This window comes from Polyangium sp. 15x6, assembly GCF_029960785.1.
In the GTDB taxonomy this organism is placed as follows: Bacteria; Myxococcota_A; Polyangia; order Polyangiales; family Polyangiaceae; genus Polyangium.
Genome location: NZ_JASBQE010000178.1, coordinates 1 through 11470 on the forward strand (window position 1 = coordinate 1; position 11470 = coordinate 11470).

The following is an 11470-nucleotide window of genomic DNA, read 5'->3' on the forward strand; positions in this document are numbered from 1 at the left end:
CTGCGCCGACGCCCGCCCCCGTGGCGCCCACGCCGCGCCCCGTGGCAAACGTGGCGCCGCCCGTGGCGCCGCCCGTGCCTGCCCCCGCGAGCTCCGCCACGCCGCCCGCGGCCGTGCAGCCCATCGAGGCTCGACCCGGGGCCGCAGCGCGGCCGGTCGAGACCCCGCGCCCCGTCGTCGCTGCTCCTCCGGTGGAGCTTCCGCGGCCCGCGGTCGCCTCGGCGCCCGCTCCGCCCGTCACATACGCCGCGCCAGTCGAATGGACATCGCCCGAGTCGGGGCGACGCATTCGCACCGGACGAAGAGACCGTCATCGTTGAAGATGTTCCGGCGATTGATCACGCGTGGTAGCATCACCGTTCCGTCGATGATCACCGGATACAGTACACAGTGCCTGCGTCCGGCAATTATGCAGAATGTCGCCAGCGGCAGCCGCCGTGACCTCGCCTTGCACGAGCACAGCCAAAAGGGTCCTACGGGGGTCGGCTCCCGGCTGCTTGCGGTTGTCCAATCACACCGGCTGCCGCAGCAGATCCGCCACGTCGAGCCCCAGCGCCCTTGCCAGCCGGTCCATGTTGTCCACCGAGATGTTCCGCTCCCCGCGCTCCACCGACCCCACGTACGTCGGATGCAGGTCCGCGAGCTCCCCGAGCGCTTCCTGCGACAACCCCTTGGCCTTCCGGGCGGCGCGGAGGTTTTTCGCGAACCGCTCACGAGCCGACATTCGGGGTGTTGACGTACGCCGCGCCACGGCCGCAGCGTCTCAGGACCCCGGGCAGGGGTCCACAGACTTTAAGTCGTGATCCGATCCAGGCCAAACCTGTGGTAGCGTCGTTCCTCGACGAACCCGGAACCACGATCGATGCCTCGTTTGGCCCTTCTCCTCCTCGCAGCCCTGGCGCCGCTCCTCGCGGCGTCGCGCGCGTATGCGGACCCCGAGCCGCCCCGCCCAGCGTTCCGGCTGCAATACGAGGTCGCGTCCTCCGCGCTCAACTTCCCCCGGCATCGAGCCTCGCCTCGCTCGTCAACTCGAAGTTCGGCTACGACCTTTTCCCCGATGACGCGCGCGCCACGCTCGCCGTCACGATCCGCCCGAAGGTCGGGCAGTTCGAGGCCGAGCTGCGTGGCCTCGACGCCGCAGGGGCGACGCAGTGGCAGACCATGACCCCGAGCGAGGCGCCCACGTGTGCGACCCTCGTCGAGGCCCTCGCGCTCCGCGTCTTCATGCAGTTCGCGACCCCGATCGGCGAGCTCCCGCCTGCATGGACCCTTCGGGCGCCGCCACCTCCTCTGCCAGTTCCGCCTCCTGTTCCTCCGCCTCCCTCCGGTCCTCCCCCGCTGCCGCAGACTTCAGCCCCCGTCATCTACTCTCCCCCCGCGCGCATCGTCACCCGTGACGATCGACCGTTGCCTTTCCAGCCATCGGCATGGACGCCCCGGCTCGAGCTCTCGGCCGCGTTTGTCACCGGATTCTTGGACACACCGCACGTGGCCGTGGGCGGTGCGGCGCAGGTGGGGTTGCGCTGGAACGCCGTTCCGTTCGTGGTGGCGTTCGAGGGGCGAGTCGTCGTGGACCCGGTGGACAGCATCGAGGGCATCAGCGGGCACCATGCGCTCATGATGGGGATCCTGCTGGCACGCTTTCCGACGGGGGGATTTCGAGCATGTATCCTTGGCGGGGGAGGCATATACGATCTCGCTCCCGTGAGCAGCCATGACGTCCCCAACAGGGCTCTTCCGGTCGCAGGATTCGGATTTCGTGGCACCTACGATCTGTACCGGAGCGAGCAGATGGCCTTACGGCTCTACGCCGATGTCGTGATTCCGACGCTGCGAGCGAGCTCGAGCTTCGGAGCCCCGGATGCTGGCGGGCCCGAGCTCTGGACGATGAGTTATCTCTTGCCTTCTGTCGGCTTCTCCGTGGTAAAACCCTGAAGCTGCCTCCAGGAGTTTTTTTTATGTATCCGACCCTGTGTCGTTCGATCGTGATACTCGCGGCAGTTTCAACTGCAAGCTGCGGGATTTCCGAAGGTTATTACATCCCCGTTGACGCTGGCACGGATGGGGATGTCGAGGCCGACGCTGGCGATGCCGGTACGGAAGGGGATGCTGCCCCCGATTCCGGCGAGCTGGAAGCTGGCAACTTCTGCGGCGACCAGTGCGTCGCCTTTCGCCCCCTGGGGTGGAGCGACCCGGTCCTCGTCTGGCTTGGCCCGCGAGGCGCGAGCCCTGGTTGCCCATCTGTGGCGCCCGAGCTTCACGTCACGAAATTCGCCGAGCTCTCTGCATCACCTGCCGCGTGTGACGCGTGCATCTGCAAGCCCTCGATCGGCAAGTGCAGCCCATCCTCGACCTTCACAGCGCAGAGCACCCTGTGTAAATCTCCAGATCCCATCACGACATCCTTTGACGCGCCCGCCGATTGGGATGGAACCTGCACCCAGGAAAACCCCGTCCCCGCGGGCGCTCTGTGTGACGGTGCGCCATGCGTTCGATCGTTGTCGATCGGACCCCTTGCAGTCGTCGAGGAGTCCTGCGAGCCCGATCTCCCTGAGATCCCGAAAGCTGATTTCGCACCGCCCACCTGGGCACAGGAGGCCACGGTCTGCGAGGGCCTGACCGACACCGGGCACGCCGGGTGTGGCTCCGGCGCCATGTGTATCCCCGAGCCTGTGCCCCCGGTGTACCGCGCCTGCGTCTATAAGGAGGGGGATGTTCCGTGCGAAGGGGAGCACTACACGGAGCGACACGTTTTTTTCAGTGATTTCGACGATCAGCGTTCCTGTACCCCTTGCGGCTGCGGGCCCGTGTCGGGAAGCGTCTGCACGGCCACGGCCTCGATCTACACGGACGCGGCCTGCACCGAGGCTCTTCTCGGGGGCGTACCAGCGTCCTCCTTGGATAGCCCCTGCTTCGACCTGACCCCGGCCGGCGAGGCCCTCGGAAGCAAGGCCATGACGAACATCGAGTACCACGCGGGCGCCTGCGAAGCGACGGGAGGCGAACCCCAAGGGGCGGTTGTCGAGGTGCTTCCGGCCACGTTCTGCTGCATCCCGCAGGACAAATAAGATTTTTGATGTCCATCCGGCCCGCCCAACCCAATACTTCCGGGGAGTGAGACGACGTGCCGCCATCATGAAGCGAGCCACCGGGGAGCTTCCGCCTCTCCCGGACGACCCGCGCGAGGCCCTGAAGGTGCTCGCGCCGCGGGTTCTCCAGTGGCTACGCGTGTTGCCGGTCCCGTGGGCGCCCGTGCCGTACAGCCGACGCGCCGACGTGGCGCAGGACATTCTCCGGAGCGCGCTCGAAAGCCTGCCGCGGTACGATCGGAGCAAAGGATCGGTCGCGACGTGGTTGTACGAAATTGCGCGTCGGGTCTCGCGTGACGCACTCGCGCAGGATCAGTATCGCGGCGGCTTCGTCGCCGACGATGACGTCTCGCAAACGGCTGGGGAGGGCAATCAGGAAGAGGAGCTCGCGCTGCACGAGCATATCCGAATAGTGCGCGAGGTCTTGACCGAGATGGAGCCCCGCTTGCGCGAGGTGCTCGAGGCCCGCGAGTTCGCGATGCTCACCGTGCGCGAGGTCGGCGAGTTGGTCGGCGTTCCGGAGAGGACCGCGAAAGAGTGGATCGCGCGAGCGCGCGAGGACTTTCGGGAGCGTGTCGAGAAGAAGCTCGGCAAAGACCGGACCGTCGCGATGCTGGCGCCGCTGCTCACCATCGACACGCTTTTCGCGCACCTGCGCGGCAGGGGAGAGCACGTTGCGCTGGAAGAGGCCCCGGCATCCGGGGTGCGGCCTTCTCGCTCTTCCTGGTGGGAGCTTGCGGGCAGCTCTCTTGGTGGAGGCGTAGTGGGGGGCGTGATCGTGTATCTGCTCCTGCGCCCGGATCCGCGCGTGCGGCCGTGGATCGACGCGCGGCCTTTGGCCGAACGCGTTGGAGTGGTGGCGGCGGCCATGCCGCGTCCGATGGATATCCCCGATCCCGCACCGGCATCGCCGGCGGGCAATCCTTCGCAAGCGAGCACGCAGCGGGCGAAGCCGGTGCTCGTGGATGCGAGAGCCATCCTCGAGGAGGCATTTCGGGCAGCGCTGGCTCGCAACGTTTCCGCGGCGCAGGATGCTCTTCGCCGGTACGACCAGCGATTCCCGCAGAATCCGCATCCGGAGCTGAAGGCGCGGGTCGTCGAGGTGATGTCGAGTCTGAAAGCCCAGACTCCTTTGGCAAATTGATTTCGTTGTCCATTTAGACCAGTCAACCCAATACTTCTCGATAGCTGGTCGAGCCCATCCGGCGCGAAGCGAGTTGGGCAGGGTTACGTTGCGCGCTCCCGGGAGGGCGCGAGGGCACCTCTCTGGGCGAGCTGCGCCCGGTGCGCCCTTCCGGGAGCACTTTTGCCGATCACGAGCATCACGAGGGCGACGGCCGCCTCGCGGGAGGCGCGTTCGTCTAGGCATGAGGAAGGGACCTCTCGCGCGCGGTCGCCGCTCTCGTGATGCTCGTGATCCATCCACCTCACCGAGATGCGTTCATGTCTCAGGAACCTCCCCGAACGATGCGCCCCGACGAACCCCCCAGCGCGCCGAGGTCGCGGGTGCAAATGAAGCTCGTGGTGGGGGAGGGGCGCTCGTCGTCTCCGCCTCCGCCACCAAGGTTTCGAGCGCCCCTTCAGCAGGCCATCAACGCGATGCGCGAGCTGTTCCCCGCCGAGCTGGCGGAGGTCATGTGCTTCGTCGACAAGGTGCGCGCGGCGCGCGGGGCGGCGGCGGATCCGGATCTCGTCTCGCGTGTACTCGGCGAGCTGCTGCGCCTGCTCCCCAGCTATCGCGACACGCCCGGTGTGCCCGTGTCTCTCGTGCGCGTGGCGTTTCCACAGGTGCCGAAGGCGCTGCTGGATCGGGCGCTACTCGCCGCGGAGGAGCGGGGGCTGCTTCGGCTGGTCGCGGCGGACTTCCCCGCGCATTTCGTCGAGCCATCGGCCGGCGTTCCGACCGCGCGAGGGTTGCTCTACTTCATCGCCCCTGCGAGGTGAGGGGTGGCCCGGCAGCTCTTGCCGATCATGGGCGATCCACCTGACCCGGAGCTCCTACGCCGGTATACGGATGGCGAGCGCTGACGGGGCTCGGTGGCGCCGCCTCCATGGGGAGCACGCGGGGGCAGTGCTGCGCACGTTGGTGGAGTGCGGAGTCGCGTTGCGGGACATCGAAGATGTGCTTCAGGACGTGTTCTTCGTCGCGTTCCGGCGGCGTAATGTCTTACCTGTGGCAACGAGGGAGGTAAGGCACTGGCTCTTGGCGCTGGCGAGGCGGTGTGCCGCGAACTGGCGGAAGCTCGAGCGGCACACGTACGAGGTGCTCGACGCGCAAGCCATCGAAGCGGCGCGAGCCATGCCGGAGGAACCCGAGGCGCACGCGGAGCTGGTGGACGCGTTGCGCGTGGCGCTGGGGAGGCTCGACGAGGCGGACGGGCAGCTCCTCGTCTGGCGCTTCGTGGAGGGCGAGACGCTGCGTGAGATCGGGAGGCGGATCGGGTTGCGGAAGAGTGGGGCCGAGGTGCGTGTGGCAAGAGCACGGAAGCGCCTACGTCGCTTGCTCTTTCGCCCACGCATGAAGGACCATTGACGTCGTAGCCGGCCCTTCCATTGGTCGTACCTTGGCTCCCCCCATCCGCGCAGTGGGTGAGCCGATCGGCGAGGCTACCCCTGCGACTTGCGCGCTGGAAGCTGCGACCCAGCCGACTCCGCAATGATGGTCCCGTCCCCGCGTCGGGCGGATCGGCGTGGCGACCGTCGAATGGCCGACGCCGGGCGCGCCCCCGCCGAGGGCCGAGGGGACGCCATCACGGCGCGAGCGACGCGACGAACACGTCCGACGAGTAAAGACCGCCATAACCGAAGCTCGCGACGTGCTCCTGGTCTCCCCAGTGGATGGCTCCCTCGAAGCTGCCGCCCACGTAAATCTGGCCCGCTGCATTCACGCCGACGGCCTCGCCCCATTGGGGCAGGGTTTTCGAGTCGAAGTCCCCCTCCACGCGCGACCACCGGAATGCGCCGTCCGCGGCCGAATACGAGGCGACCACGATATCCGACGCGCCGGCCGTCGTCTGCGCGGTCCCGTTCCCGAAGTCGACCGATCCGCGCAGCGCGCCGGTCACCACGACGTCGCCGTTGTTTCCGAACGTGACGCCCTTCAAACCTCCGGCGCCCGTGAAGGCCCTCCCCCATACCGGCGCGGTGGACGCGTCGAGCTTCACCATGAAGAACGTCCCGTTTTGCGGGCCGGCGATCCCGAGATCGACGATCATCGGCTTGTCCCCCGAGTCCGTCGTCAAGACGAGCGTGTCGTCCGGCCCCGCGGCCACGCGAACCCACAAATTTTGTGTCTGATTCGCGGCGTCTTCCGGAAAGCTCCTGCTCGCGACGTGCTCTCCCGTCGCCGAGAGCCTCGCGACGAAGAGCCCCTTGTCGAGCGTCGCGACGCCAAAGTTGATCGTGTTGGTGTTGTATCCCGCGATCACGAGCCGGCCTTGCGAATCGAAGGCGGCGCCCGTGGCTGTTTGGAATGCGGTGTCCCCGTAACGTTTCGTGAAGATGACCTGGCCATCTCCCGAGAATTTCACGGCGAATGCGTCCCCGGGAGAACCCCCCCCGTTGATCTGGTTGCCGCCGAAGGTCAGGTTGCCGGTGAACGTGCCGACCAGCGCGATGGACCCATCGGGGCCGCAAGCTACGGCCTTTGCGTAGGCCGAGGCCGAGCCGTTCGAGACCAGGGAGAAGCGATGGTTGCCCTCCGCATCGTAGCTGACCACGAACGTCTGCATCGACCCGGTGCCGACCTTCAGGCCTCCGCCCGCGTTGATGCCGCCGCCGGTGGTATCGCCGACGACTGCGACGTTGCCCTGCGGATCGACGCACACGCCGCGCATGTGCAATGCATTGGTCGATGCAATGTTGCGCGCCCAGATGGGTTGGCCGGTACCGTCGAGCTTCGCGACGAATCCGTCGAGATTGTACCCCACGTTTCCGAGCAAGAGGCCGCCGCCGAAGTCCATCGAGCGAAGATAATCGCCCGTGATGAGCACGTCCCCTCCCGCGTCCACCGCGAGCCCCCCGAGTTTCTCTTCGGTTTGTTCCATGATGTTGCTGCCGAAGCGTCGGCTCCAGCTCGTCGAGCCGGGGCACGTCGCGTTTGCGCCATTGCAGTCCTCGTCCACCGCCGTCTTGCAATCGTCCGTCGCCGGCAAGACCTCCCCCTCGCACGGACCAAAGCCGGAGCCGTCGGGCAGGCACGTCGACATTCCGCCGAGGCACGTCCCCACGCCTTCCGTGCCGCCGGGCCCGTCATAGCAGCTCTTCATCGCGCCGGGGACGCAGATTTGTGCACCACTCGAAGCGCTCGATGTCCCGCCCATTCCACCTACGCCGCTCGCGCCCATTCCACCTGCGCCGCCGGTGCCCATTCCACCTGCGCCGCCGGTGCCCATGCCGCCAGAGCCGCCCACGCCCCCAGAGCCGCCGGTGCCCATGCCGCCAGAGCCGCCCACGCCCCCAGAGCCGCCGGTGCCCATTCCACCAGTGCCGCCTGTGCCCATGCCTCCGGAGCCGCCGGTGCCCATTCCACCTGCGCCGCCGGTGCCCATGCCTCCAGAGCCGCTCGTGCCCATGCCTCCGGAGCCGGCCGCGCCGTTGGTCCCGGTCCCGGGATCGGCCGAGCATGCGCTGGCCCAAAGCCCCAATGCAACCACAACGAGCGTACGCGTCTTCATCGTCATTCTCCTTCGCAATGTCCGCAGGTCATTCCGTTCGGACAGGGCACTCGATCGGCCGTCGCACCGGGAGCAGGATTTCGTCGCTTGCGCCGGCGGCAGAGACGGGCCTCACGCAAGGTGCTCTGGGCCGCAGCGGGAGCCGTGGCCCGATCGCGTCTCTCGGCAGCGCGCTTACCGCGCGGCGGCGCACTCGGGGCGCTGACCGGCGAGCCACGTCGCCGCGCGCTGCTCGCGATCGTTCACCGGGAAGAGAGCGCCGGCGACGACCCGCGCGCGCGCGCAGTCGCCGGCCGCAGCGAAGCAGTGCGCGAGGCTCACCCGGGCGTGGAAGACGGTGCCCGGCGCCGGCGAAGGGCGTTCGCCGATGGCTCGCTCGAGTTGCGTGGCGAGCTGCTCGCAACGCGCGACCGTGCGGGGCCCGAGGTGTGTCTGCGCCGCCACGGCGAGGATGCGCTCCTCCGGGGAGGCCCGGCTCGTGTCGTCTGCGGGGCAGTATTGCAACAGGGACCGCTGCACCGCAACATCGTCGTTGCCGGCGGCGCGCATGCGCTTCGCGCCTTGCTCGCACTGGCCGGTGAGCATCTCGCACGAGGCGCGCGTCTGGGCCATGACGCCGACGCTCGCCGCGTCGAGCTTCTCGGCCCGCGCGAGGAGCTCCAGGCACGCCTTGCCGTTCCCCCCGCGGAACGCCTCCGCCGCCTTCTGCATGAGCTTCGCGGCCTCGCCCCTGTCGCTGCCCGACGCGAAAGGCGTGCCGGAACCGGCTGCCGCAGCGATGGATGCCGCGGGGCGCGCGCTCGCGGGCAGGAGGGGCCGTAAAAATGCCGGCGGCTGCGGAGAAGGAGCCGGCGCGGCCGTGAGCGTGGCGGACGCTTCGGGCGCTGCCACGCTCGGCGCGGGCGCGGCGGTGCCGTGGGTCGTATCGACGCCGTTCGCGGAGGTGGTGCTCGTGGGTATGGCTCGGTCGCCCGGGAAGCTGGCCGCGGCGAGCGTCGCGAGGCCGACGCCGACGAGCGCGAGGGAGACCGCGCGCGCCCGGCGCCGAGCGGCCACGGGACGCGCATCGAGCGAGGCCTCGAGCGCCGCGACCAGCGCCTCCACGTCGCGGTGGCGGGTGGCGGGATCGATCGCGATCGCGCGGGCGAGGGCGTCCCACAGCGCGGGCTCCGGGCCGGCGCTCCCCCACCGCTCGCGCCCGTGGCGCGCGAGCTCTGCGGCCGCCGTGCCCGCCGGCAGACGCGCGCCCGTGAGCGCTTCGAGAAGACAGAGCCCGAGCGCGAACTGATCGACTGCCGGGCCCACCTCGCTGGCGCGCTGCTCGGGCGCCATGTACGCCCGTGTGCCCGCCGGGTCGGCGCGCTGCTCCGCGCCCACGGCCAGCCCGAAATCGGCGACGCGCACGCGTCCGTCGTCGCCGAGCAGGAGGTTCGCTGGCTTGATGTCGCGGTGCGTGAGGCCCGCCGCGTGGATGGCGGCGAGGCCGCGCCCAGCCTGCACGTATGCTTCGACGCGCTCGCGAAAACCCGGCCCGGGCCCCGGCCAGGCCTTGTCGAGCGTCGCCCCCTCGACGTACTCGGCCGCGAGGAAGACGGCGCCGCCCTCGACGCCGACGTCGAACACGGTGAGCACGTTGGGGTGCGTGACCTTCGCGAGCGCGCGCGCCTCGGCCGCGAGCCGATCGGCGGCGCCGGCCTGGTCCGGCCTCATCAGCTTGAGCGCGACCCTACGTCCGAGCGCCGGATCCCAGCCCTCGTAGACGACCCCCATGCCCCCCGCACCGACCACCTGGCGGATCTGGTAGCGACCGAGGCTCGGAGCTTCGTGCGGCGGGCTGGGCGCCGTGGCGTGGGGCTCGCTCGCGGCCCCAGGGGGAGAGGCGCCGAGGACGCGCCCCAGCTCGACGAGGGCGCGGCGGCAGGCGGCGCAGTCGTCGAGGTGACGCTCGAGCGCGTCGCGCTCGGGCGCCGCCGCATGCCCTTCGACGAAGCTGCAGAGGGCCTCGGTGTCGGGGCAGGACGCGAGCGGCGGGCGCATCTCATTCGTCCCGGGCAAGCAGGCGCGAGAGGCTCAGATCGAGGTTGCTCTCGACGATGCGTAGGATGCTGTCGAGCTCGGCGTCGCCGACGCGCAGCGCGCTCGAAAGCTCCTCGCGCGTCGCGTCCGAGAGCCGCTGCCGCGCCTGCGCCGTGCGCCGCGCCGCCGTCGCGCGGTGGACGCCCAAGGCCGCCGCCACCTCGTCGCACGTCAGGCCGTCGAGCACCGACAGGCGCAGCACCAGCCGCTCTGCCGGCTCGAGCCGCGCGATCGCGCGCGAGAAGGCGGCGCGGAACGCATCGCGATAATGCGCCTTGAGGAAATCCAGCTCCACGTCGCGGCCGTCGGCGACGGCCTCGAGCGCGTCGCCCTCGGCCTGGATCTCGCGCCGCTCGCTCTCCGCGGCGTTCACGAAGGCACGCACGGCTGCGACGCGCAGCCAGTTCTCCAGGAAACCCCGGCCCGAGTAGCTGGCGATACGCGGCTCCGCGCCCGGTCGCGCAGCGAAGAGCCGCTCGCGCAGCATCTGGCGGAGCTCGGCGCGGCCATCTTTGCTCGGCGCGAAGCGGGCGGCGACCGCGTCGATCACGCCGCCGAAGCGCCGTTCGAGTTGCTCGACGGCGCCCGGCGAGCCCGCGGCGCAGGCGCAGGCGAGATAGAAATCGTCAGCCCGCACGCGGGCGAGCGCGGCCTCGGGATCGGGTGCCGCCGCGAGATGACGCTCGAGGTGACGGAGGAAGAAGTCGTCGTCGAGGTCGAGCCCCGGCCAGGCGCCTCGGCCTGCAGCCGCGAGTGCCAGCCTCGCCTCCTTCATGTGCATCGACGCGGCGATGGTAAGCGGAGCTCGGCCGCCGGCGCAAGCGACGAAATCCTGCCCCCGGCGCTCCGGCCTCGCCGGTGGACGCGCTCGGTCGCGTGGCGCGGGCGCACGCCTTGCCACGGTCCTCGTGCCCGCGCGGAAGTGAGCACGGGGAGGACAGGAAGCATGCGGGCCGTTGTCCCCATGTTCGCGTTGGTCGCGGGCCACTGGGGAGCGTCGCGTTTTCCTGGGAACTGAAAGGAATTCGACTATGCGTGCGTTCCTGTTCGCGCTCTCGTTTGCCCTCGTTCCCGTTTATACGATCTCGCCCGAACCCCTGTCGGTTGGTGGAATGCAACTCGGAGACATCGACGGAGACAGGGATCTCGACGTGGTGCTCGCCCACGGGGGAGTCCGTTGTTGTATGGGGTCAGCGTGATGCTGAACGAAGGATCGAGCCGGGTGTCGCAGCCGCGGTCGTACCGGATCTCCGACAACAGCGGCACCGACCTGCGGCTCGCCGATTTCAACGAGGACCGGCGCCTCGACGTCGTCGTGACGACCGTGGGCGCGGATGGAATGCGATCGGTCAATGTGCTGCTCGGTCAAGGGGAGGATGGCTTCGGGGCGCCGCAACTCGTCGCACCCAACGAAAAGGTGAATGGGATCCAAGTGGGGGATTTCAACGCGGACGGGCATTGGGATATCGCCGTGGGAAGTAGCTCCGTCGAGGGGGATGCTCCGCTAGGTGGCTGGTGTCGATCGCGAGCCCGTCGAAGAGGTCGTGGCCGCTCGTGTTCCCATGGCCGCCAGGGTGCATATCGGACAGGTCGCCTGACGGCTGATAATGGTTTGGATCGTCTTCTGGT

The 11470-nt window shown here is 69.1% G+C and carries 10 protein-coding genes and 1 pseudogene; 6 read left to right on the plus strand and 5 right to left on the minus strand.

What is annotated here, in order from left to right:
* Together QHF83_RS51605 and QHF83_RS51610 are read right to left on the minus strand one after the other, a co-directional pair.
* Positions 1-295 (minus strand): annotated as a pseudogene (locus QHF83_RS51605) (hypothetical protein); the annotation flags it as partial.
* Positions 296-511: 216 nt separating this feature from the next.
* Positions 512-724, minus strand: a complete 213-nt coding sequence (locus QHF83_RS51610) for a helix-turn-helix transcriptional regulator (RefSeq protein ID WP_282425560.1) — start codon at positions 722-724, stop codon at positions 512-514.
* Positions 725-822: 98 nt separating this feature from the next.
* Here QHF83_RS51610 and QHF83_RS51615 point away from each other — a divergent pair, with 98 nt between their 5' ends.
* From QHF83_RS51615 to QHF83_RS51635, 5 genes are all read left to right on the plus strand, one after another.
* A complete protein-coding gene (locus QHF83_RS51615; RefSeq protein WP_282425561.1) occupies positions 823-1935 on the plus strand; it encodes a hypothetical protein in 1113 nt (370 codons plus the stop codon).
* A gap of 872 nt (positions 1936-2807) precedes the next feature.
* Entirely contained in the window at positions 2808-3068 is a 261-nt protein-coding gene (locus QHF83_RS51620; RefSeq protein WP_282425562.1) for a hypothetical protein, read from the plus strand.
* Positions 3069-3135: 67 nt separating this feature from the next.
* Positions 3136-4233 (plus strand): sigma-70 family RNA polymerase sigma factor, encoded by a 1098-nt coding sequence (locus QHF83_RS51625; protein ID WP_282425569.1) that lies wholly within the window; start codon positions 3136-3138, stop codon positions 4231-4233.
* A 455-nt stretch (positions 4234-4688) separates the two neighbouring features.
* A complete protein-coding gene (locus tag QHF83_RS51630) occupies positions 4689-5033 on the plus strand; it encodes a hypothetical protein (RefSeq protein WP_282425563.1) in 345 nt (114 codons plus the stop codon).
* Between the two features lie 70 nt (positions 5034-5103).
* On the plus strand, positions 5104-5622 hold the full coding sequence (locus QHF83_RS51635) for a sigma-70 family RNA polymerase sigma factor (protein WP_282425564.1): 519 nt from the start codon (positions 5104-5106) through the stop codon (positions 5620-5622).
* A gap of 217 nt (positions 5623-5839) precedes the next feature.
* Here QHF83_RS51635 and QHF83_RS51640 read toward each other — a convergent pair whose 3' ends face one another.
* From QHF83_RS51640 to QHF83_RS51650, 3 genes are all read right to left on the minus strand, one after another.
* Entirely contained in the window at positions 5840-7765 is a 1926-nt protein-coding gene (locus tag QHF83_RS51640; protein WP_282425565.1) for a hypothetical protein, read from the minus strand.
* A gap of 174 nt (positions 7766-7939) precedes the next feature.
* Positions 7940-9802, minus strand: coding sequence for a serine/threonine-protein kinase (locus QHF83_RS51645; protein WP_282425566.1), 1863 nt, complete (start codon positions 9800-9802; stop codon positions 7940-7942).
* Position 9803: 1 nt separating this feature from the next.
* On the minus strand, positions 9804-10616 hold the full coding sequence (locus QHF83_RS51650; RefSeq protein WP_282425567.1) for a sigma-70 family RNA polymerase sigma factor: 813 nt from the start codon (positions 10614-10616) through the stop codon (positions 9804-9806).
* Positions 10617-11039: 423 nt separating this feature from the next.
* On the opposite strand from QHF83_RS51650, the gene QHF83_RS51655 reads away from it, so the two are divergent.
* Positions 11040-11470 (plus strand): VCBS repeat-containing protein (locus tag QHF83_RS51655; RefSeq protein WP_282425568.1); only part of this gene is annotated, 431 nt, incomplete at its 3' end.

Bases quoted from the DNA above. Each gene is read 5' to 3' on its own strand.
- QHF83_RS51635 (WP_282425564.1), top strand. From the start codon at position 5,104: ATGGCGAGCGCTGACGGGGCTCGGTGGCGCCGCCTCCATGGGGAGCAC.
- QHF83_RS51625 (WP_282425569.1), top strand. From the start codon at position 3,136: ATGAAGCGAGCCACCGGGGAGCTTCCGCCTCTCCCGGACGACCCGCGC.
- QHF83_RS51640 (WP_282425565.1), bottom strand. From the start codon at position 7,765: ATGAAGACGCGTACGCTCGTTGTGGTTGCATTGGGGCTTTGGGCCAGC.
- QHF83_RS51645 (WP_282425566.1), bottom strand. From the start codon at position 9,802: ATGCGCCCGCCGCTCGCGTCCTGCCCCGACACCGAGGCCCTCTGCAGC.
- QHF83_RS51650 (WP_282425567.1), bottom strand. From the start codon at position 10,616: ATGAAGGAGGCGAGGCTGGCACTCGCGGCTGCAGGCCGAGGCGCCTGG.
- QHF83_RS51610 (WP_282425560.1), bottom strand. From the start codon at position 724: ATGTCGGCTCGTGAGCGGTTCGCGAAAAACCTCCGCGCCGCCCGGAAG.
- QHF83_RS51630 (WP_282425563.1), top strand. From the start codon at position 4,689: ATGCGCGAGCTGTTCCCCGCCGAGCTGGCGGAGGTCATGTGCTTCGTC.